26 protein-coding genes and 1 pseudogene are annotated in these 21,049 nt (G+C 33.2%); 1 reads left to right on the forward strand and 26 read right to left on the reverse strand.

Features of this window, described 5'->3' with window-relative positions; translation table 11 throughout:
- Positions 1–380 precede the first annotated feature (380 nt).
- The 21 genes and pseudogenes from JF53_RS12555 to JF53_RS12655 form a co-directional block, all read right to left on the reverse strand.
- A complete protein-coding gene (locus JF53_RS12555) occupies positions 381–1,409 on the reverse strand; it encodes a DUF4238 domain-containing protein (RefSeq protein ID WP_047982045.1) in 1,029 nt (342 codons plus the stop codon).
- 686 nt (positions 1,410–2,095) lie between these two features.
- Positions 2,096–2,696: pseudogene (locus tag JF53_RS12560) on the reverse strand (SAM-dependent methyltransferase).
- Positions 2,697–2,934: 238 nt separating this feature from the next.
- Positions 2,935–3,171 carry a glutaredoxin family protein gene (locus JF53_RS12565; protein ID WP_047982044.1) on the reverse strand — a complete coding sequence of 79 codons (237 nt, stop codon included), beginning with the start codon at positions 3,169–3,171 and terminating at the stop codon, positions 2,935–2,937.
- Between the two features lie 88 nt (positions 3,172–3,259).
- The gene (locus JF53_RS12570; protein ID WP_047982043.1) at positions 3,260–3,505 is read right to left on the reverse strand and encodes a glutaredoxin family protein; all 246 of its coding nucleotides are present in this window, start codon (positions 3,503–3,505) and stop codon (positions 3,260–3,262) included.
- Between the two features lie 76 nt (positions 3,506–3,581).
- Positions 3,582–3,968, reverse strand: a complete 387-nt coding sequence (locus JF53_RS12575) for a DUF302 domain-containing protein (protein ID WP_047982042.1) — start codon at positions 3,966–3,968, stop codon at positions 3,582–3,584.
- A 25-nt stretch (positions 3,969–3,993) separates the two neighbouring features.
- Positions 3,994–4,293, reverse strand: a complete 300-nt coding sequence (locus tag JF53_RS12580; protein ID WP_047982041.1) for a rhodanese-like domain-containing protein — start codon at positions 4,291–4,293, stop codon at positions 3,994–3,996.
- A gap of 15 nt (positions 4,294–4,308) precedes the next feature.
- Positions 4,309–4,668: a rhodanese-like domain-containing protein gene (locus tag JF53_RS12585; RefSeq protein ID WP_047982040.1), complete on the reverse strand. Its 360-nt coding sequence runs from the start codon at positions 4,666–4,668 to the stop codon at positions 4,309–4,311.
- A 46-nt stretch (positions 4,669–4,714) separates the two neighbouring features.
- Positions 4,715–5,011 carry a rhodanese-like domain-containing protein gene (locus JF53_RS12590; protein WP_047982039.1) on the reverse strand — a complete coding sequence of 99 codons (297 nt, stop codon included), beginning with the start codon at positions 5,009–5,011 and terminating at the stop codon, positions 4,715–4,717.
- Between the two features lie 102 nt (positions 5,012–5,113).
- The gene (locus JF53_RS12595; RefSeq protein WP_047982038.1) at positions 5,114–5,374 is read right to left on the reverse strand and encodes a metal-sensitive transcriptional regulator; all 261 of its coding nucleotides are present in this window, start codon (positions 5,372–5,374) and stop codon (positions 5,114–5,116) included.
- A gap of 6 nt (positions 5,375–5,380) precedes the next feature.
- The gene (locus JF53_RS12600; RefSeq protein WP_157052521.1) at positions 5,381–5,728 is read right to left on the reverse strand and encodes a sulfurtransferase; all 348 of its coding nucleotides are present in this window, start codon (positions 5,726–5,728) and stop codon (positions 5,381–5,383) included.
- A gap of 125 nt (positions 5,729–5,853) precedes the next feature.
- On the reverse strand, positions 5,854–6,633 hold the full coding sequence (locus JF53_RS12605) for a sulfite exporter TauE/SafE family protein (protein ID WP_047982037.1): 780 nt from the start codon (positions 6,631–6,633) through the stop codon (positions 5,854–5,856).
- 63 nt (positions 6,634–6,696) lie between these two features.
- Positions 6,697–6,924: a sulfurtransferase TusA family protein gene (locus JF53_RS12610; protein WP_047982036.1), complete on the reverse strand. Its 228-nt coding sequence runs from the start codon at positions 6,922–6,924 to the stop codon at positions 6,697–6,699.
- Positions 6,925–7,085: 161 nt separating this feature from the next.
- Positions 7,086–8,213, reverse strand: a complete 1,128-nt coding sequence (locus tag JF53_RS12615) for an MBL fold metallo-hydrolase (protein WP_047982035.1) — start codon at positions 8,211–8,213, stop codon at positions 7,086–7,088.
- Positions 8,214–8,299: 86 nt separating this feature from the next.
- Positions 8,300–8,695: a DsrE/DsrF/DrsH-like family protein gene (locus JF53_RS12620; RefSeq protein WP_047982034.1), complete on the reverse strand. Its 396-nt coding sequence runs from the start codon at positions 8,693–8,695 to the stop codon at positions 8,300–8,302.
- Positions 8,696–8,707: 12 nt separating this feature from the next.
- The gene (locus JF53_RS12625) at positions 8,708–9,259 is read right to left on the reverse strand and encodes a sulfurtransferase TusA family protein (RefSeq protein WP_047982033.1); all 552 of its coding nucleotides are present in this window, start codon (positions 9,257–9,259) and stop codon (positions 8,708–8,710) included.
- Between the two features lie 295 nt (positions 9,260–9,554).
- A complete protein-coding gene (locus tag JF53_RS12630; protein WP_047982032.1) occupies positions 9,555–10,649 on the reverse strand; it encodes a sensor histidine kinase in 1,095 nt (364 codons plus the stop codon).
- Entirely contained in the window at positions 10,636–11,319 is a 684-nt protein-coding gene (locus JF53_RS12635) for a response regulator transcription factor (RefSeq protein ID WP_047982031.1), read from the reverse strand. The genes JF53_RS12630 and JF53_RS12635 overlap by 14 nt, the downstream gene beginning before the upstream one ends.
- A 70-nt stretch (positions 11,320–11,389) precedes the next feature.
- Positions 11,390–11,779: an OsmC family protein gene (locus JF53_RS12640; protein WP_047982030.1), complete on the reverse strand. Its 390-nt coding sequence runs from the start codon at positions 11,777–11,779 to the stop codon at positions 11,390–11,392.
- Between the two features lie 39 nt (positions 11,780–11,818).
- Positions 11,819–12,412, reverse strand: coding sequence for a peroxiredoxin family protein (locus tag JF53_RS12645; RefSeq protein WP_047982029.1), 594 nt, complete (start codon positions 12,410–12,412; stop codon positions 11,819–11,821).
- A gap of 40 nt (positions 12,413–12,452) precedes the next feature.
- Entirely contained in the window at positions 12,453–13,211 is a 759-nt protein-coding gene (locus tag JF53_RS12650; RefSeq protein ID WP_047982028.1) for a cytochrome c biogenesis CcdA family protein, read from the reverse strand.
- Positions 13,211–13,858: a hypothetical protein gene (locus tag JF53_RS12655; protein ID WP_053071969.1), complete on the reverse strand. Its 648-nt coding sequence runs from the start codon at positions 13,856–13,858 to the stop codon at positions 13,211–13,213. Before JF53_RS12655 ends, JF53_RS12650 begins: the two co-directional genes overlap by 1 nt.
- Positions 13,859–14,102: 244 nt before the next feature.
- Here JF53_RS12655 and JF53_RS12660 point away from each other — a divergent pair, with 244 nt between their 5' ends.
- A complete protein-coding gene (locus tag JF53_RS12660; protein ID WP_047982026.1) occupies positions 14,103–14,288 on the forward strand; it encodes a hypothetical protein in 186 nt (61 codons plus the stop codon).
- 2 nt (positions 14,289–14,290) lie between these two features.
- Here the strand turns inward: JF53_RS12660 and JF53_RS12665 are convergent, their stop codons facing one another.
- From JF53_RS12665 to JF53_RS12685, 5 genes are all read right to left on the reverse strand, one after another.
- A complete protein-coding gene (locus JF53_RS12665; protein WP_047982025.1) occupies positions 14,291–15,691 on the reverse strand; it encodes a hypothetical protein in 1,401 nt (466 codons plus the stop codon).
- A gap of 116 nt (positions 15,692–15,807) precedes the next feature.
- Positions 15,808–17,358: a TniQ family protein gene (locus JF53_RS12670; protein ID WP_047982024.1), complete on the reverse strand. Its 1,551-nt coding sequence runs from the start codon at positions 17,356–17,358 to the stop codon at positions 15,808–15,810.
- On the reverse strand, positions 17,348–18,349 hold the full coding sequence (locus tag JF53_RS12675) for an ATP-binding protein (protein WP_047982023.1): 1,002 nt from the start codon (positions 18,347–18,349) through the stop codon (positions 17,348–17,350). Before JF53_RS12675 ends, JF53_RS12670 begins: the two co-directional genes overlap by 11 nt.
- A gap of 16 nt (positions 18,350–18,365) precedes the next feature.
- Positions 18,366–20,378, reverse strand: a complete 2,013-nt coding sequence (locus JF53_RS12680; protein WP_053071967.1) for a hypothetical protein — start codon at positions 20,376–20,378, stop codon at positions 18,366–18,368.
- Positions 20,371–21,018 (reverse strand): TnsA endonuclease N-terminal domain-containing protein, encoded by a 648-nt coding sequence (locus tag JF53_RS12685; protein WP_047982022.1) that lies wholly within the window; start codon positions 21,016–21,018, stop codon positions 20,371–20,373. The genes JF53_RS12680 and JF53_RS12685 overlap by 8 nt, the downstream gene beginning before the upstream one ends.
- Between the last annotated feature and the right edge of the window lie 31 nt (positions 21,019–21,049).

Here is a 21,049-nt window from a genome sequence, read left to right on the forward strand (position 1 = left end):
AGTACGTGACCTTTATATCAAGAAAAATACTAACTTGGTTTGTTAATTTATTGTTTTAAAACTTTCTGTTTTTCTATTATTAACCTGTACCTTTAAATCCATCTCTTTAAATTAATCCTAAAATACACCAAATATATTTTTGCTTTATTAAATAAAAAAAAGGTAATCATTTTCCAATGATCACCTTGTTTATCTAACGCATATTTTAATAGAATATTAGAAGTTTTTCTTTAGCTGCACCCATTATTGGTAGAAATTAATACACTATTTAACTATATTCAATTTTTAGTGGCTTCTCATCCAGTTATAAGTCGTTTTATATATGAAAATTGGTACTATAATCAAACTATTTTTATTACTTTTTTGTTTAATCGCAGTTTTTAGAAATCTCGTCCATTAACTTTTATTTCCTTTGGCGTTCTCTTTAAGGAACCATACTTTCTCTTCATTTTCTCTATTAAGTGAAACCTTTTATCATGACAGTATATTTGGCGGTAGGATTGATAAACTTGTAAGGAGTTATAATATTTAACATTTTGAACATCTTTCATTGGAACAAAGGAATTTTCCAGCTCCAAGTAATTCTTATGATAGGTTCGTTCATACATGATTAAAATATGCTTTTGTGAAATAGGTAGTGCTATTTCAATTCCTTCAGAATTGTATCCTTCGTATGACATTATTGGATGACGTTTATGAGCAACTTTAACGACAGGATTATCAGATGTGTAAAATGGCATGGTGGTTTTGTTTACCCCTACTATCCAACAATGATTAACCAAAGACTGCGCTAACATGATTGGAAAATCTCCTAATATAAACTGAGCATGTTCAACACTAGGAAATTCATGCTCTTTTTCTACGGTCATACTCCCGTATTCATAGTCTTTATCTTGCATTTTTGCCAGTCTATCAACCATTGCTTGTAATGCCCCTTTTTGGGTTTCAAATAGACCCTCACGGAATTCTTTAGATCTAACAATTTGATAGGCAATAAATAGCGATAGAGGATGACGTTCTTCTACAGTTAGCGCTTCCGAAAATAAAGGATTAGGCTTTAATACATAGCGGCTTCTAATATTTTCTAATAAACTCTTATAAGGACCTTCAATTTCTGTAGAGAAGAATTCCTCAATTCCTTGTTCAATCGTTTTATAGCCACCTTGTTTTGTATCGAAACCCAATTTCGATAGCTCTTCTTCAAGTTTTTTCTTCTCATCTTCGGATATAACTTGAAATATTTCGTCAAAGGGAATATCATAAAAATACTTTTGCGATGCAACGTTAGTAATATTACTAGGAAAAACAGCATCCGTTTCTTTATCGTAAACCCATAACTGACCTTTTTCATTTGCAAAGTACTTCAAGTATGACCTAGGCACATAATGTTGATTTTTCACTTTTCCCATTAATATCCCCCTCGACCGTCTATCTATTAATTTTCTCATAATATAATTTTCTGTTTCATTATGTATAAATAATTCTATCATAAGTTAGGTGCAACGTTTGATGGGTATAATATGTACTTAAAAGCAGGAACACTTCCTTAATCTAGATGTGTTCTTTACGGGAGTCCTATCACCTTAAAAGTTTTTCGCTATATTATATAGGGGTGCATTATCTAACATTAAACTATTAAACCTCTTATATGGCATCAATGCTGGTCGAAATATCCGTTTAATTCCACATGGATGGGTAAATAACCCAGAGTTGTTTTCAATTTTTTATACCGGAGATCTTCCATAAAAGAGACTCTCCTCTATTCCAATTTTATTATATAGTATCCATTGATAATAAAAGCAACAGTTTGTGTTAAATTAATATAAACGCAATACTTTCGTGTCATAGATTTATAACATAAATGTATTGCGTTTTATATATAATTCCTTGAAATTTTAACTTTTTTATAGACAATAGGTTTGTCATACTAGTCAGTTTGTTCAAAGATATAATAGAAAAGCTGATTTTTATTCTTATAATTAAGCCTAAACATCATAACCTAGCTTTTCAATAACTTCATTCATGGCATCAACACTTACTTTTGATTCATCAAAAAAACATTATGTTAGGCAAAATAGGGAATTTAGAGACCAAGTTAGTCGTTTGGCTTCTGCCCAACAAATTGAATAACATGTGCTAGACCTTTATGAAGTTCTCCTTCGTGACGGGTAACTTCTCCCATAAATAGGTGAACAATGCGCCAATCACCAAATGTTTTTAAAAACTCTTCTGGTTTGTACAGAAAGTCCTGACTTTGTGGTCCGCCACTTTTATAAGGAATCTGGTAAGGCGAATACACCTCTGTTAGAAAATAACCACCTGGCTTTACAGCTGCCTTTACACCTTTAAGTGTTTTTTCTAAGCTCTGTTGGGAAATGTCCAAAGATACATACAATTTCATCCCATTTGTCTTTACTCCAGTTTGCTTCATTTAAGTCTACTAGTTCAGTCAAGACCACTACCCCTCGTTCTTTTGCTAGCTTATTTGTTTTTGCAAGCCCCGACTCAGCAAAATCCCATGTGGTAACTTTCATTCCCTGTTCTGCTAAGAAAACAGCATTTCTCCCTTCTCCTTCAGCTATGGCCAAAGCTTCACCTGAAATTGGTATTTTCTTATGAAATTTCTCCAAAAAAGCATTTGGATCCTTCCCATAAACATAACTCTCTGTTTGAAAACGAGTATTCCAATTATTCAACTTTTATCAATCCTTTCTTAATTAGTTGTATACTACATACTTTCACACATTCACCCAATGTGAATTACTAATTTTGTTCCTTCATGATGATGAGTTGATGTTTGAATCTTTAACAGCTTAGCGAGGAGTAACTGCTTACTTAGTAATCCTTCAGTTGTAGGTAGTGCATTATTTTAAATCCACTATATGATTTTGATAATTAAAAAAGGGTGTTATTTTTTCACCCTTCTTAAACTCCTTATTGCTTTAGTACTTCAACAATGCTTTCAGGGTCAAAACCGATAACCCAATTACCGCTAATTTCTGTTTGAGGAACTCCCATTTGTCCTGTTTGTTTAACAACCTTTTGCATCATCAACGGATCCTTTTCGACATTCACTTCTGTAAACGGAATGTTGTTTTGTGATAGAAAACCTTTAAGCATTGTACAATAGGGACATTGTGTTGTTGTATATACGGTTATGTTCTTTTCCATAATTGAACCTCCATTATTTTATTTGAATCAAACTTACCCCTTTGGGTATTTATAATAGTAAAGAATAAGTGTTATAACACCTTTCAAGCTATTTAGCCTTGGTATTTAACACTTCTAGTATGCGAACTGGATCAAAACCAAAAACCCATTCACCGTTAATATTTGTTTGAGGAACAGAGAATCTTCGCGTTTTCCCAATAAGTTTAATCATTTCTAATAGATTAAGATCTACATTAACTTCTTCGTATTCTATATTCATATTAGTTAAAAAATCTCTAACCATTCCACATACCGGACACATCGTGGTGGTGTACAGTATTACATCTTTTTTCATTCTAGATAAGCCTCTATTTCTAATATTTATTCTGCAATAAAGCAGTCTCATTGTTAATGGACTACTTTATTGATTATTACTTACTCTTATCAATACAAGCTATTAATCTATTCTCAATATCAGTGGCAACATCCTGTAAAGACTCATCCTCTATCATTTGAATGAGGCTACTTGGTTTTGGCATTCCAATTTTTGTTTTTCCTTGTTTATCTTCATATACTACGATTTTGCAAGGAAGAAAATATCCAATAAGTTGGTTTGCTGATAAAACATTTTGTGCTTCTTGAGGATTACATACCTCAAGTACAGTAAAAGGACTTTCTAAATTAAACCCCTTATTTTTCAATGTTTCTTGAACATTAAACTGCCACTGTACACCAAACTTTTCTTTTTTCAAATTCTCTTCCAGTGATTGTATCGCTTCATCTATTAATTTTGACGTTTCAACAGTATAATGAAACATATATTCATCTCCTTAGAGTTGTTATTCATTCGGTTTTACCACTCCAGTTATTCATTCCACCGAGCATTTCCTCTACCTTATATCCTAATGCTACAAGAATTCCACAAGCAGCTTTACTACGATTACCAGATTGACAAGTAATGATATAGGTTTTATCCTTGTCTAATTCATCCTTGCGTAATGCAAGTTGTTCTAATGGGATATGCTTAGCATCAGGGATTTTACCAGTTGCTACTTCTCTAATTTCACGAACATCAATTACGGTCACTTCTTCACCATCTTGAAGACGCCTAACTACTTCTTCAGGTGTTACTTGTCTTGCCATAATCGTCTTCCTTTCTTAAATCCAAGCACTCATGCCGCCTTTTACATTGTAAATTGTTTCAAAGCCTTGTTTTTTAAGCATCTTAGCAGCTTTTGTACTTCTCATTCCACTTTGGCAAATAACAACAATTTCTTTTTGCTTATCAAGTTTATCCATCTTACCAGAAAGATTAGAAAGTGGAATGTTTTTAAAAGGTTTGCGGTGATTTGCTTTATATTCGCCTGGTGTTCGGACATCTATAAATTGTACATTGTTTTCCTTAAATTTATCTTTTACTTCTTGAACACTTATATTCGTAATGCCCTTAATTGGCATGAAACGATTGACTAAAAATGCGATAATTAAAATTAACAAAATCCATTCCATAATACCCATCTCATTTCCTCTATTTTTTTATTTTTTTATTTGAGAAAAGGAGAAATTACTCCAATTCTCCTTCCCAAGCAAGCATACCACCTAACATATTCGTTACATTGAAACTATTTTGGGTTAGGAATTGGCATGCATTTCCGCTTCTACCACCCGAACGACATACCATGTAGTAATGCTCATTTTTGTCAAATTCTTCAAGACGATCAGAAATATGACCTAGTGGGATATGTTTTGCACCCGGAATTTTACCAGTAGCAACCTCCACATCTTCTCTAACGTCAATAATATTTAGCTTCTCACCTGATACTAATTTTTGTTCTAATTCTTTTGCTGTAATTTCTTTCATTATAATTTCCTCCAATAAAGCTTTCCGTTTTACCCATAGGGGTATATTTTTAATCAAAAAGAAAAGTTCAACAACTCTTCCTTTGCAACTGAATTGCTGAACTTATCTACTTTTCACTAATAAATCTACTGCTTCTTTTACTAATGCCTGCGTGTTTTCACCTTTTTCTATATTTTCCCTAACACATTGTTCTAAATTCATACTTACAATTAAACCAATGGTACGATCAATTGCACTTCGTGAAGCAGATAACTGAGTAATGACATCTTTACAGTCTTGGTTTTTCTCAATCATACTTAAAACGCCTTTGATTTGACCTTCAATTCGTTTTAATCGATTGACAACTGCTTTATCATATTCCATTCTTTATCACTCCTTTTCTCTGCACGGACAGTTACTTATATGATAACTAGCAACTTGATATCCCTTGCTTCTTAAATATCTTAACCCTAAATTAAGCTCTAGGCGATCATTTGCAATCACATGTAATGTTTGGTGTGGGATTTCTTGAACAAATCTTTTCAAATATGCGTATGGTATACGCATATCACTTTGATTATGATTAGTTTCAATGTTATAGTCCCTTATGTCTAAAACAACAGTGCTTGTCTTATCATGACCGGACATTTTACATGGAATACCTCGTACAGGAAAATATCTTCTATATAACATTATACATAAAAGTGAGCCAACAATTAAAATAAAATAGGTACCCATGTCCACCACCTATTATAATAGGATAAACTTATTTTATACCCTAATGGGTATTTGGTCAAGTATATATTAGGTATAAATTCCTGCTATCTAAACTGTCTCAAAATGACAGTTTAGAATACTAATAACTACATTAAAATATCTAACCATATCTTTACTGCAGTACCAGCAATCATAAGAGCTAAAATAACTTGTAAAATTCGAGTATTCATTTTCTTACCAGTTTTTGCTCCAAGTGGTGCTGCTAGTAGACTTGCTAAAATCATAATTAGTGCTGGCCAGTAATCTACTTGACCGGTAACGAGTTTACCAACACTACCACCGATAGACGATATAAAGGTTACTGCTAAACTTGTAGCAATCGTCATTCGTGTAGGGATGTGTAAAACAGTTAACATGATTGGTACAAGTAAGAAACCACCTGCTGCTCCTACTATTCCAGATGCTATTCCAACAATTAAGGCTAAGATAACTGCAAGTGGCTTATTAAAGGTCACTTCATCTAGTTCCATATCATCTACTTGCTTTTTCGGTATAAACATCATCACTGCAGCAACTGCAGCAAGAATACCATATACTACATTCACTGCTTGTTCGGATAGGTAGCTAGATCCATAACTACCAATTAAGCTACCTATTAAGATAGCTCCTCCCATATAGATGATGAGTTGCTTATTTAGGTATCCACCTTTACGATAAGCCCATACTCCGGCAATGGAAGCAAATAGTACTTGTACGGCACTTATTCCTGAAACTTCATGGGCTGTAAATGCTACTAGACCGAATAATGGTGGAATATATAATAGCATTGGATATTTAATAATCGAGCCGCCAACACCTAGCATACCAGATAAAAAAGAACCAATAAATCCAATTGCAAATATGACGATGATAAATGTTATATCCATTAACAAACCTTCTTTCTAATTTAGAAAAGCGAGTAGTGATTGCTAATCGCTATTTGGTTTTCGTTACGCTTTTTGAATATAGAAGTATAGGACATTATCTTCTGTTTTTTGTTCTAATACATTATGACCACCTGATTTTGCCCATGCAGGAATATCGCTTAGTGCACCTTTGTCTGTTGCAACTACTTCAAGCACTTCCCCAGAATTAATCGTATCAATTGCTTTTTTAGTTTTAACGATAGGCATTGGACAAGCTAGTCCTTTGGCATCTAATGTTCTTGTAATGTTCATATCAAAAACTCCTTTATCATTTTGTTTTGTTTAGGCTAATGAGTAGATGTTTAACCAAACCTTTAAATTATTGATAGATTTATAGACCATCAACCGAAAACTCAAGGTTATCAATCGTTTTTTTTGAAACATCAACCGAATTTTCTCAACTTAATCAAATATTAACGTACCGCACAGCGGTTTGGACCAATTTCCATTTCTGTTTGTTCGTCATTGTCAGGAGTGATTTTACCCATGTTTACTTGACGAATTTGTTGATATGCATTTGGTTGTGGTGGTAGGTTATCTGTAACCGTACGTCGGAATTCAGCTTCGTCTCCGATGTTTAGACCATGGTTTTCTTTAAACAAATCACCTAGTATTCTTGCCACAGTACCATCTTCATTTAATTCATCGATGATCATGAAGTGGGCAGGTAAAACAACTAAATCCTCTGCTAGTTCACGGTAACGTGTATATAATGTTTCACGTAAATCGCCTACCCAGTCTTCAGCAAGTCCTGCTAAGTCTGGACGACCGATAGAGTCAATAAATAGAATATCACCTGTTAATAGATACTGATTGTCAATAACAAATGATGTTGAACCAATCGTATGACCTGGTGAGTATAGTGCATTTACATCAATTTGAGATGCACCAATTTTCACGTTTAGTCCATCTGTTAGCGGTGCGTAATCAAACACTACTTCTCTTGCATCCTTTGGTGGTAGATAGTAAGTTGCGCCTGTTTCAGCAGCAATGTGACGTCCACCTGAAATATGGTCAGCGTGTAAGTGTGTATCAAATACATGCTTGATTACTACACCTTTTTCTTTTGCAAAGTTTGTGAATACGTCAGTGAAACGTACTGCGTCAATAATTGCAGCTTCCCCTTCAGAGATCACCATATAAGATAGGCAACCTTTACCTAGACGAACGAATTGGTATAGCTCGCCGCCATTTTCTAAATCAGCTACTTTAATTGGTTCTAGATAGCTGCTCCAGGATTTCATTCCGCCTTCAAGGTAAGCTACCTCACGACCAGCTTCTGATAGCATTTCCGCTACCATGACAGAAGATCCCTCTTTTGCACATACTACTAGCACATCTTTATCAGTTGGAAGCTTAGGTAGAATATCTCCCACCCCATCTAACAATTCAAAGTAAGGAATATTTAAATACTCAAATTTATGTCCTTCTATTTTCCAATCCTCAAACGCATCCGCGTTACGTACATCCAGAATAAATAGTTCTTCATTACCGATTACTTTTCGAGCAACTTGTGCTACTGTCCATTTGTTTACTGTCATTTTCTAAAATTACCCCCTTAGGTATAGTAAATTCGATTTTTTTGCAGTGGAGAAATTTTCCACTGCATGAATTTTTTAAAATCAATTTAGAAAGTTAGTGTTGGTGCTGCATCTTTAGCAAACTCTAGGAATGTTACTGCTCCACCAACTTCGATTCCATCAACGAAATCTTCTTTGGTAAGACCCATAACATCCATTGTCATTTGACAAGCAATAAATTTAACCCCAAGTTCTTGAGCCATTTCCACTAGTTGTGGAATAGAAGGAATGTTAGCTTTCTCAAATCCTTCAGCAAAATGTTCTTTTCCAGTAGGCATTTCTAAATTGTGCATAGTTTGCTTGTGAATTAAGTTAAGTCCTTCAAACGTAAAGAAGATTTGTACCTCTTTTTCTGAAGCTGCCGCCGCAGTTGCGATATTAAATACTTTGTATGCATCAAACACTCCACCGTTTGATGCAATAATAGCTACCTTTTCTGACATAATAAATTCCTCCTAGACCTCTTTTGTTATTTTACCGTTCCACTCATTCATACCCGGTAGAACGTTATAAACTTTTGTAAAACCATTATTAGCTAATAGCTGTGCTGCCAAGTCAGAGCGTTTCCCTGTTCGGCAAATCACATAAATTTCTTGTACTTTATCCAATTCAGCTAGGCGAGATTCTAGTTCTCCCATTGGAATGGATTTTGCACCTTCAATATGACCAAATGCATATTCTGCTGCTTCACGAACGTCTAAAATTAAACCATTTCGTGATTCAATCTCATCAAGCGAAACAGTATGTTCGAATCTTTTTTCTACTTCTGGCTCATTAGAACCTTTGCGAATATAGTGGTAAAGTACATCGCCTTCTTCCACTGTTCCTAAATATTGATGTCCTACAGAACTTGCCCAAGCTGCTAAATCTGCTTTTGATCCTTTGTCTGTTGCTTGGATTTCCAACACTTGGCCTTCTTCTATATCCGTGATTGCTTTTTTAGTTTTCACAATTGGCATTGGACATGCTAAGCCTTTTGCATCTAACCGCATATTAGCTTGAATCATTCCGTTCCCTCCTTGGTTATTAGTTTATTTTATGGCATCTATACAAATACCGGCATGGGTATTTGTATTTGTAATAAAATAGTCGTTTCTCGATAACGACTTCTCTTTGATGCCTTTTCAAATTTCCACTCATTTCGCAAGTGAAAATCAATTACACGACCTATAATATACCCCGTGGGGTAAAAAGTCAACCGATTAATTTATTTTTTATTTTTGTTGGGCGCATCTTCTTTAAAATTGGCCCCATGCACACTCTGCATCTGGACATATATCAGAAATTCACGCAATCCCACTCTCAGTAGTTCTCCTCCACAGGCAATTCAAACCAAAACGTATGAATATTCCCATCTGAACTAACATCTAGCTTACCATGATGACGTTCTATAATCTCCTTTGATATAGCCAGCCCTAATCCTGACTCACCAAACTCTCGTGACCTTGAATGATCAATTCGATAAAAACGATCAAATATCCTTTCTTGTTTTTCAATCGAAATAGGTTTTCCAGGTCCTGTTAAAGACAGATAATATGTCGATTGGTTCATCTTCCCTTTTATCGTAATTGGTCCTTCTCCTTCATAATAGCGGATAGCATTATCTAATAAATTACTAATCACTTGTGTTATAGCACCACTATTAACCATAACTATTCTAGAAGTAACATCAACAACAACTTTAATATTTACCTGTTTTAAAGTCCAACGAAACATTTCCACAGTTTGGTCCACCAATTTTTTCATATTACTAGGAGCTTTTTGTGTAAATCTTTGATTGGATATATAGTCCCATTCTTTTAATTGTTCCATTTGTTCTACCAAGTGAATGAGTCGTTTTGACTCCTCATATAAGGATTGGTACAGTTTATTATCCCCTTCTAGCACACCACTTTGCAGAGCATGTAAATACCCATTTAAATTTGATAAAGGAGTTCGAAATTCATGGGATAAATCAGAGACTAGCTTTCTTCGGTGTTGTTCATTTGCTTCTATTTGACTCACTAAATCATTAAAGTGACTAATTAATTCTCCAATTTCTCCATCAGGTTTAACTGTAATAGGTTCAGGATACTTCCCATACTTCATTTTTTTTGTGGAATCGATTAGCTCTCTTAATGGATGGATAAGTTTTTTTGTTAAATAAAAATGTGTCAGACTACCAATGATAATTGTGGAAATGCTGAATATCCACAAATATTGTAGTAAGGTAGCTTCAAATTTGGCTTGTTTTTGATTACTCATAGAGACTAATCCATCCGCGAGTACGCATGCCGTATTATAAATTGCCCAACTACTAAGACCTACAAAGGACGTAATAACTAATATATTAATAAGAGTAAGTCGGAAAAGAAATTGTTTGGGAACTAACCCATTTCCCCATTTATTCTTTAACAAATTTATACCCCATTCCTCTAACTGTAATGATTCGTTTCGGAGTAGCTGGATCTTCTTCAATTTTTTTTCGTAGTTTTTTAATATGGGCATCTATTGTTCGATCTAGCACTAGTTTATCTGCATATGGATAAAGCTGATTGATGAGATTTTCTCTAGAGATAACTAAATTTGGATTCTCCATAAAGTAATATAGAAGATTGAATTCGTGCTTCGTTAATTTGATTTCTTGATCAAAAAGTAGCACTTCTCCTTTTCGTGGTTTGATACAGAGGCCATCGTAAGCAATTTTTTGACAGAATTGGCCCGTACGACGGAGTACCGCTTCGATATGCGCTAGAAGTTCTTCTGGCTCAAATGGCTTCACCAAGTAGTCATCTGCACCAATTTTTAACCCCTTTATTTTATCTTCCGTACGAGATTTAGCGGATAGCATAATAATCGATACTTCATTACGTTCTTGTTCACGGACCCATGTACAAAATTCTTCTCCACTAAGTTTCGGAAGCATTAAATCAAGTATAATTAGGCAAGGATGTTTCGTTAAAAAAACCTCTTTAGCTTCTTCTCCATCTGCAGCCTCTACCACGTCATAGCCTGCTTTCTTTAAATAAATCTTAATTAATTCCCGAATCATTTTATTATCTTCTACAACTAATATCGTTTGTTTCATCCTCTCACCCCTTGCCCACTATACTACACACTCTATGCCATCTTCTCAAACCTTGCAAACCACAATCCCCTTATTTTTCTCTAACTTCAATCGTTTCAACAATCTCAATTGCATCTTTAACTGACTGTACCATGGCACAGTTTTTCACTGCTAAATCCAGTGATTTTTGTACTTTGGAAATATCTAGATTCTTGCCATAAACAATGTAGTGAAGGGTTATTTTCGTAACTCTATTTGCTTCTTCTTCATTTCGTTCAAGATCTGATTCAATATCTATCGAATCAAAATTAATACGTTTCTTTACTAATATTTTCTTTAACATCCCACCACTACAACCCGCAAGTGACGAAATGAGTAACTGTACTGGTCGAAAGCCAATGTCGGGTTTACTTGAAATATCTATTTTTCCATATTCGAAGTCCCCTTGAATGACACCAGATTCTCCTAAATGAAACTTCATTCTTTTCTCCTCCAAGCTCCTAAATTATGCATGGAATGATTACTCCATCTTCTCAAATTCTTGGACCATTAAATCATAATTCATTGCTCCAAATGCTCTAAAACCAATTATCCCATTGGAGTCAACCATATAAGTGGTTGGTATTGGCTGTATCATATATAGAGTCGCTACATCTAAATTTTCATCTAACAGAATAGGAAATGTTAGCTTATATTCATCTGAAAACTTCTCAATATCTTCAAGACTAGGTTCCGTATCTGTTAAATTCACTGCTAGGATCACAACATCCTTATCCTGATGGAATCTTTCCATATCTGGCATTTCTGCCCGACAAGGCGGACACCATGTAGCCCAAAAATTGATCATCACGCGATTCCCACGAAAGTCTGAAAGTTTTACCGTATCACCAGATAAAGTTTGCAGCTGAAAGTCTGGTGCCTTGTTTCCGACTTCCAATCCAATAACTGGCTCATCTGCTTCTTCATTTTCTTCGCCTAATTTCGTTTCTTCCGTTAACTGTACATCGACTTCACTCTTAACTTGATCAGCTGATTTTCTGTTGGAGTCGATAAAATCATATACTGCCCAACCTAGCATACCAATAACAATGATCATTAGAATCCACTTTCTCATTAACCAAACCTCCTAAAGGACTAAATTTTTAACCCCGTCCTTATCCTAGTCTCGATAACCGAGTATCTTGAATTAAATCAAGTAGAAAACCGGATATACGTGGCATTAATCCAAAGAATAGAACTAACCCCATCATGATCATCATAACTGCACCTATTTTCATAATGATGTTACTATGTCTTACAATCCATTTTGTTTTCCCTATGAAGAATGTGAGAATTAAAAATGGCAATGCAAATCCTATGACATACATGAACGTATAAAACATTCCTTGACCTGGATTACTAGCGGCAAGAAGTAAAATCGATCCAAAGATAGGCCCAATACACGGAGTCCAACCAGCAGCAAATCCTAATCCTACAAAAAAAGTTCCAATATAACCTGCAGGCTTTCTTGTGGAATGAAAACGTCGTTCCTTCATGAGAGCAGGTATGTTAATCCATCCAGCAATAAATAAACCCATTACGATGATTAATACCCCTGCTATCCGTTGAATGAGTAAGCCAGAATCCCCAATTAAAAGCTTTTGTGCCCATTGTCCCAAAAAGGATGCACTTGCACCTAAACTTAAAAAGACAAGTGAAACAGCCAATAAAAAGAAGATGGAATGGGCAAATAACTGCCGCACCATTCTACTATTCTTATTTCCCTGTAACTCTTTTACACTTATTCCAGTTATGTATGATATGTAAGCTGGAAATATCGGTAAAACGCAAGGCGACAAGAAAGATAATGCCCCTGCTCCTATCGCTAAAAGCATTCCAGCTAACAGCATTGTATCGGCTTCAATAATACCCATTATGCATCCCTCTCTCTTAATTTATAAGTTAAGCTACCAATACTGGTAGTAAAAAACAATCCAACAAACCATGGTGCCATGTTATAACCAAAAACAGTTACAAAAGGCTGAACAAATGACAATACCAGCATTCCAATCGACCACATCGTTATTATAACGATTAATAAAACTGGAATTGTGATACGCTCCCTAAGGAAGAAGAAGAAACCAATTAGAATAGTTAGTAGGATTAAATAACCTAAAGCATACGGATTATCTTCTATAACAAATTGAATAAATTCATAAACAAACGAACTGATAAGAAAGATGTGAACAAAGGATTCCAATAAAGGAAGTACGTCTAAGTTTTTCCGTTTCGCTTTATAAAAGAGTAATAAAGCTATTAGTACAATCGCAAAATAAAAGGCTTTCGAATCACTTGGGTAGGCTAAAATGGATAGAGGATCGGAAATAAAAATAGTAATATTTAATACAATTTTCCCTACCCAAATAAAGATAACGAAATTAATAAGTTGTGAGGTTAGCTCCTCCATATGCTTTTTCTTTTTTTCTTTCGTTAAATCACTAAATAAATATAAAGAAAGATATCCTAGTGCTAGACTAAGGGCTATTATACCAATTGCTGTCAATTTGCTTGCTATCGCCACCTGCATTTCCTCACTTTCGAAACACTGTCCAACTGTATCTTATCCGTCTAATATGAAAATTTGATGAAAGCCATAAAATGTTTTTAATAAAAAAGAGACCGTAAGTCTCTTTAATGTAAGCTATTGTAGTTGGCGGGGCAGCAAGTATGTCTACTACTGTCTAAGCAAATTTACGTAATTACTCTAGTATAGAAATGTATAATTGTTCGATACTAAAATAAATAATACTAAGGGCGGAATACTCATGAAATATATTGAAATACCTGTATATAAATCAAAAATATTTTTAACTGAAGAAGAGATCTCTAAGCTTTTAAGAAAAGATATGGAGTTATATAAACTAGGATTGAAACGAGGAAAAGCTTTTATCAGAAGTAAACAACAAAGAGAACGTGAAGAACGAAAATATAATGCTGAGTCCAAGTATTGATATTAATTCCCCTTATTACTACTGTTAGGACATTTTAGATTAGTAAATTCACTTTCTATGTAATTATTTGTTATGTTATAAAAACTAATTGAATTTGAATTCCCGTTTAATTTAAATTGAATTAAGAATTGTGGCAACTTCTTATATTGCAACGGTAATCCATTATGATGAATTGCTTTACATCCATTTATCTTAGCGTAACTTAACCAGTTATAAAAATGATTTATAATTAATATAGACATTGTTCTATTTATCATATATATTAACTCTTTTTTACTTACTTGTTGGCCATTGACACCGTTTTGGAATAAAATGATGAATTCTTCAAGAAAAGTACTGTCTTGTTTCGAAGCAAAATCAAAATACAAAACAGACTGTTTTTTTAACAGATGAGTACCGTTTTCTACCTCCCAATAGTTTTTTAATCCTTCTATATTTTTCCTCCAATGAACAAATGAAAAAGCAAATGGGCAATTGTCGTCTCCGTAAAACATTTTCTTATATTTATTGATACAATGTTTATGCTTATAAAGTATTGTTTTCTTTAAATAACGAACTATAGATTTAAATGTTTGGCGTGTTGATTTATAAATTTCTTCTCTTAAATTATCATTCAAAACCGATAGTTCTGGAACTTGTATAGTGACATTCTCTTTTGTAAAGTTTGCTGAATTAAATTCAAAACATGATCTTTTAAAGTTGAAATGATTTATCAATGAATTTAAAGATTCTATTTGAGTATTTTTATGATACAAATAGATCCTAGTATTACTTGACTTCCCTATTCTATTAATGGCAATCCATTCACTAATTTGCTTATCCTTTATCTCTAATTGACGAGTTTTTTTCCATTCTATAAAAATATTTCTTATGGAATTCTCCTTAATAAACATAAAGCCACAAATACATTGAAATGGAGAGCTAATATAATCATCTGACAAAATATATGGAATTCTTCTCTTACACCTAGGGCAATTATTCCTTAGCTTTGTTAAATGATATGGACATGTGTTAGTTAGATTAAATTGGTGTAGAATGCTATGAAAACCAATACTTAAGCATTTTTCACATATTTGCATATTATCTTTAAAATATTCAGGATACCCTTGTTTGCTTTTGAAAAATACAGAACATAGTTTCTGTTCGTAATTTTCCACAATACTTTTTAAGGAAAGCCCCATAAGATTTTGAATCAGTTCATCATCAAAATCAATTACAGTATACAAGCTATATCTACATTCCCTGGTATTGTTTTTTTGTGTTGTTTTCGGTTTACTAAATAAGGATAAAATATCTTCGCTCCGAACAGAATTAGCATATTTAAACTTTTCAAATACTCCCCATGGAGATTCAAATTCATTAATCCAATTGTTATCCCAGGTTACTTTTAAATCTTTTTTCAATTTACGTCATACCTTCTTATTTTTTCCTATTTTCCCCTTTCATATATAATTTAGTCATAAAAAAGTTGGACACTCAGAATAACTTTGAGAGTGTCCATAGAATAATTTTATGTGAGTTATTTAAAATATAATTTGTCTAATATGTCTAATATTTCAAAATTCGGTTTAATAAATTTATATTCCTTTCCCCTAAATCTACCTTTTTTAAAGAAGTTATTAGGGCACCTATATTCTTTAACTATTTCAGTTATAAGGATGGGCGACTTTATATATAGAAGATATGAATTTAACGGATTTTTTGGGGTTGCTATAATTACTTTCGATAAGAGGTTAAAACTGTCAATATACTTCCAATCAAATCCTTTTCCAGTTACGAAATCATTGGCAGCTGTTAAACACCTTTTAAAATCAGCTAGAATATATTCACCAACGATGCGATTCATTTTCCAGTGGAATAATGCTCTTCTTCCAGATTCTTCCTCGCGTTGGATAGTCGAATGAATTCTATCAATTAATTCATAACCATTTACTATTGGGTAACCGTATCTAGTATAATGCTCTCTACAAAAAGGTGTAGTACCATAGTTGTCCACATAATCCATACTTTTAAAATTCTGCAGTCTACTTCTCCATATTATGTAGGCAATAGCATATGGACAAACATCCTCAAGTACCAAGTTGTCCGAGTATCTAGTGAAATTTTTAATACACCCAATATGTTTTTTTAATATTGTATTTCTCAAGTGTCTAGCAATAGATTTAAATAATTGATTACACATCAAATAGGACTCAGATTGAAGGTCGCTAATTATATGATCTTTATTAAAAATTAATTTGTATTTTTTTAGCTTTTTCTCCCTTGTGTTAATTATTTGAGGGATAGACCTAGTTAGTGAAATCTTCTCTTTTGTATGAATAAAGCCTTTGTTATTCTCTACTACAAAAAATATATCTGAAAGATTATATTTGAAATCTTCTTCTTGATAGCTACTATCTTTTCCAAACCCTTCCATAAACTGAAGTGAGTAATTAACAGAATGAATAAATTTTTTTTCATATTTTAACCACTTCATAATATTAGAATCTTTTATTTTAATAGTAGTAAGAGTATTAATACGTCGGTCAAATTTTGCGAACTCGAATCCACACTTACAAACGAATGGTGATTTATAATAAGTATCATCTAGCTCAAAAGGTATCCTTTGATTACATTGAGGACAGTCATTGAGTAATTCTATTGAGTGAAAAGGACATTTATGTATGAAAAGGAATTGATGAAGTAACGAATGGTATTTGTTCACCAAACATGCGGGACAAAATGTTAAATGTTGCCGTAAAAAGCGCTGTTCAATATCTCCTTTAAAGTTGTATAACGGTGAGAGTAACTTATGCAGTAATAGCTTATTCTCTTGTATAAGATCAAATTGAAGGGCTTGTTTTGTTAAATTTCTATCCAACTGACCCAAACCATACAACGAAACTCTTTTATCAGTTTTAAATCCTTCAATGGCCAATACTTCATTCAGTTCCCTAGTATTTAAACTATTTACTTCCTGGAACTTTTTCAATATACTCCAAGGTGATTCAAAGAGTCCTATCCATGAAGGATTCCATGTATATGAGGATTGTTTAGAATTTCTGTTTGGAAAAGTTAATCTAATCATCATAACTGATTACCTCAGCAGCATTGACATATCCAGATTCAATGATTGCTTCAAGCCACATGTTTGTAGTTGGCCATCTTTCATTCCCCTCATTAGCACCAAATTTTTTTAATACATAATTTATAATAGCTATCATATAGTGCATTGGTATTTCTATTTTATGTTTTACTCCTGCTTTGGCCCTAATTTCTTGAATACATTGCCATATTACCTCAGTTTCATTTTCTAGACGCAACCCTTCCGAATAAGCAACTGGGAAAAAGTAACGCGTATAACTCCAACCACTATTCGTTGGATACTCCGTAACATCATCATAAGAAGATAATAAAAATGCTAACTCCTCAGGTTCTCTTAATCCATAGAATCTATTTTCATGAATCATAAATCTACCAACAATTTGTTTGTCTGATGTTAAATAAGTATTTCTCCTATTAGATAATTCTTTTTGTCCAACTAGGATTGTTGTTAGTGTTATTCCATAGCTTTCTAATTCGTTATAAACATCCATTAACCATTCGTATTCTACAGTGCCTAATCGTTGTGCGTCATCAATAAATAATACGATTTGGTTCCTAATAGAACGGTTTCCTCTTTCAAATAGGAAATTAATTAATCTGTCTCTTTTAGCATCTACTTTTCCTATATTATAGAGTTCATGTCCAATATCCTTTAATAAATGTTCAAAAAAACGATTTTCATTAGGGTTTCTCATCTTTCTCGTTCTAACTATATAAGTAAACCATTGACTTTTATATTTTAAATCGAAGACCTTCTGAATATATTTTATTGCATAGCTTTTTCCTAATCGTGGCTCACCATAAATAACCGCTCCAGGATTTCTTAAATTAATCCATTTCAGTACAGAGTCTGCTAATTCGTTTATAGAAATAGTATCAATTAAATAGTCACCTTGCTCAATTGGGTGCCCTCCACTAGGAATGGAAGGCCTTGTTGAAATCTCTGGTTTTGAGCTGTTTTTATAAGCGTTAGACATTTCTACACCTCATTTTTTATGAATTAAAAGAGAATCTTTCCCTTTTTTTATACTTGTTTATATTAGTAGAATTCTGTTTACCATTTGCTTGCCGAGATGGAAAATTTGATATTTTTGTGTCAGTTGAATTACTATTGGGAGTTGAATCTAAAGAATCACTATTTAAACTATCTGTGTTTTTTTTATCTTGACTCAAAGATTTTTCGAACGATGCAAGTTGATTCCTCACACTTTTATTATTTTTTGCCTTTTCTTTTAAATATAGATGATATACCTCTATGGGATTATCTTCTTCTAATGAAATTTTTAATTGTCCCTCCCTAACTAATTTAAGAATTGTTTTACGTAATTTAAGACTGTGTTTATGAATATACCACTTACCGGTTGCTTTCAGAATTCCTAGTTCTGCTCCATTAGGTAAATAGGCTTTTATCATTCTCAAGTCATCAATGTTTATAACTAAAGTTAATTTTTCACCTATAAGATTAAAGGCTCCAGAAAGAACTTCATTTCTATATTTCGTGCCCATATAGGTAATATGAGGTCTTCTCCCATTTTTTAAAGATCCTCTAATAACCCGCTCAATTTCAATTGTATGAAATTCATAGCCATCCCTATATTCTTCATCTAGCTTTCTATATGGCATTTTCCTGTTAATTCGCTGTTGCATTGCTTCGAGTGGGGTAAGTCCATTTAAACTTTGTAAGGGGGTTCCATTACGTTCTGTAATTAAAACTTCCAAAAGTTGTTCAATTTCATCTGAAGTTACCTCATACTTTACCGCTTTTTCTTCAGGATTTTGTCTTTTGGAGTCCTTTAGATTGCTACCCGTAGTGGTAGTTAATTTTTGAAAGCCATTTATCTCGAGTAAATGGAAAAATTTCTCTATCAATGGTCTCCTCGTCGGAGTTCCAACAGGGCCAGTATTTACTTGACATCCAACTATCTTCTTAAGTTTGCTTTTTACTATTTTGGCAATATTTGCCTTTGCATTATCAAATAACATCTCATCCCAAACAGCATATTGGGTTTCAGGAATAATATCTGATGGGAAACCACCATATTCAGGATATTTAAGACCAGGTATCATTAGTTCAATTGGAGACTTAGGAAGAATACTGGTTTTAATACATGTAAGTACATCGGATGCAGAATATTCTTTATTTAACACGAGAGTAGCACCCAATATACAACTAGTTCCACAATCAACTATAGCTAATAACCAAATACGTTCCATTACATCTGTAATTTCATCACCTTCCGGTGAAGTATATTTTATGGCAATAGATGTATCTATTTTATGCCCATCAAATTCAACACGTTGGAAGGGTCTTATGATATTGTTTGATTTATCACCCTCACCTGTTGTTCTTAGAAGAACTTCAGAGTCTTTGCCATATGCATTTATGGATTTGTGGGGATTATTTATCTTTAGTTGTCTTATATACCTATAAAATGACCTTTTTCCAAAATCTTCAGTGTTAGAAGGATAGTCTCCTTTATTAAAATCAATTAAAGGATGCATTTTGCATATGTTAACAAATTTTCTATGCAGATCTTTTCCCAAAGGAATGTTAGTTGTGGGGTTATTTTTTTTCTTTTTAAAAACCATTTCATTTATTTCATCTTCGATATCAGGGAATTTGCGAAGAAATTTCATAAAGGCTCCAGTGAGCTTCTTCTCTTCATCGTTAAAAAAACCATCGATATTTTCTTCACGGGTATATCTTTTAACTCTAAAGTTTGGAATCAAAGCCCTATATCCAAAAGGTTGTCCTGTATTATCTATTTCTAAGCAACGTTTTAATAATCTATATAAGTCCGTTTGATTAATATTTGTTATCTTACAAATTTCATTAATAGTCTTTTCATTATCAATATACATATCTATAGCTTTTTTTCTTTTTATAAATATCTCTTTCTTTTCATTATCCAATAATATATTTTCATTTACTGTTGGCCAAGTCGTTCTATTAAGATATTCATTTGGTATATTCGGTTGATCTAATAGCCTTTTATATTTACTCATACCTTCTCCACACCTTTGTTAAATAGTTGAAATGTTGCTCCTCAATATTAAAATTGATTTTTCCTTCATAATATAGGTAAAATATATTTTGGTAGAAAGTAAAAACGTCTTTTTGGCTAGTATTATCTATTAACTCTTGGAATGTTGCAGGTTTTTCATTAATATATCTTAAAAGCGAGAATATAGAAATCTCATTTAATTTATGGAAATCTTTAGTATATGGAAGTATAACTTTGAGGTTATCTAATAGTGGTTGTTTTCTAACTTGAGTTTCATCAACAATTCGGTAATTACGATTATTATTCTTAATCCACTCTCTCTGAAGGAAAATACGTCTTTTGGTATCTTTGCGATTCAGCACATCCTTATTGTAGGCAACTTCAATAAATTCTTCGTTACCGTCTTTCCATTTTATCCACATATCAAATGTTGTTTCATGGATTTTGCCATCTATAATGCCTTTTATTTTCATTGGTTTCTCACAAAAATCTACAACATTTGGATTGGTTTCAATATGAATCCAATGGTCATATTCTAAATCACTATAAAAATGAACATCTCTATTAATTTTGTTACTATAACTATCCCAGAAGTTTGCACCATAATGCTTTTTGGAAGGGTCAACGACAGGGCTATACATGTTATACCTCCTCGTATTAATTATTCTTCAC

The sequence above is a fragment of the Ornithinibacillus contaminans genome (genome assembly GCF_001038425.2).
Taxonomy (GTDB): Bacteria; Bacillota; Bacilli; order Bacillales; family Amphibacillaceae; genus Ornithinibacillus; species Ornithinibacillus contaminans.

Coding starts and splice junctions, on each gene's coding strand:
- JF53_RS12555 (WP_047982045.1), bottom strand. CDS start 1,409: ATGGGAAAAGTGAAAAATCAACATTATGTGCCTAGGTCATACTTGAAG.
- JF53_RS12565 (WP_047982044.1), bottom strand. CDS start 3,171: ATGGAAAAGAACATAACCGTATATACAACAACACAATGTCCCTATTGT.
- JF53_RS12570 (WP_047982043.1), bottom strand. CDS start 3,505: ATGAAAAAAGATGTAATACTGTACACCACCACGATGTGTCCGGTATGT.
- JF53_RS12575 (WP_047982042.1), bottom strand. CDS start 3,968: ATGTTTCATTATACTGTTGAAACGTCAAAATTAATAGATGAAGCGATA.
- JF53_RS12580 (WP_047982041.1), bottom strand. CDS start 4,293: ATGGCAAGACAAGTAACACCTGAAGAAGTAGTTAGGCGTCTTCAAGAT.
- JF53_RS12585 (WP_047982040.1), bottom strand. CDS start 4,668: ATGGGTATTATGGAATGGATTTTGTTAATTTTAATTATCGCATTTTTA.
- JF53_RS12590 (WP_047982039.1), bottom strand. CDS start 5,011: ATGAAAGAAATTACAGCAAAAGAATTAGAACAAAAATTAGTATCAGGT.
- JF53_RS12595 (WP_047982038.1), bottom strand. CDS start 5,374: ATGGAATATGATAAAGCAGTTGTCAATCGATTAAAACGAATTGAAGGT.
- JF53_RS12600 (WP_157052521.1), bottom strand. CDS start 5,728: ATGGGTACCTATTTTATTTTAATTGTTGGCTCACTTTTATGTATAATG.
- JF53_RS12605 (WP_047982037.1), bottom strand. CDS start 6,633: ATGGATATAACATTTATCATCGTCATATTTGCAATTGGATTTATTGGT.
- JF53_RS12610 (WP_047982036.1), bottom strand. CDS start 6,924: ATGAACATTACAAGAACATTAGATGCCAAAGGACTAGCTTGTCCAATG.
- JF53_RS12615 (WP_047982035.1), bottom strand. CDS start 8,213: ATGACAGTAAACAAATGGACAGTAGCACAAGTTGCTCGAAAAGTAATC.
- JF53_RS12620 (WP_047982034.1), bottom strand. CDS start 8,695: ATGTCAGAAAAGGTAGCTATTATTGCATCAAACGGTGGAGTGTTTGAT.
- JF53_RS12625 (WP_047982033.1), bottom strand. CDS start 9,259: ATGATTCAAGCTAATATGCGGTTAGATGCAAAAGGCTTAGCATGTCCA.
- JF53_RS12635 (WP_047982031.1), bottom strand. CDS start 11,319: ATGAAACAAACGATATTAGTTGTAGAAGATAATAAAATGATTCGGGAA.
- JF53_RS12640 (WP_047982030.1), bottom strand. CDS start 11,779: ATGAAGTTTCATTTAGGAGAATCTGGTGTCATTCAAGGGGACTTCGAA.
- JF53_RS12645 (WP_047982029.1), bottom strand. CDS start 12,412: ATGAGAAAGTGGATTCTAATGATCATTGTTATTGGTATGCTAGGTTGG.
- JF53_RS12650 (WP_047982028.1), bottom strand. CDS start 13,211: ATGGGTATTATTGAAGCCGATACAATGCTGTTAGCTGGAATGCTTTTA.
- JF53_RS12660 (WP_047982026.1), top strand. CDS start 14,103: ATGAAATATATTGAAATACCTGTATATAAATCAAAAATATTTTTAACT.
- JF53_RS12670 (WP_047982024.1), bottom strand. CDS start 17,358: ATGATGATTAGATTAACTTTTCCAAACAGAAATTCTAAACAATCCTCA.
- JF53_RS12675 (WP_047982023.1), bottom strand. CDS start 18,349: ATGTCTAACGCTTATAAAAACAGCTCAAAACCAGAGATTTCAACAAGG.
- JF53_RS12680 (WP_053071967.1), bottom strand. CDS start 20,378: ATGAGTAAATATAAAAGGCTATTAGATCAACCGAATATACCAAATGAA.
- JF53_RS12685 (WP_047982022.1), bottom strand. CDS start 21,018: ATGTATAGCCCTGTCGTTGACCCTTCCAAAAAGCATTATGGTGCAAAC.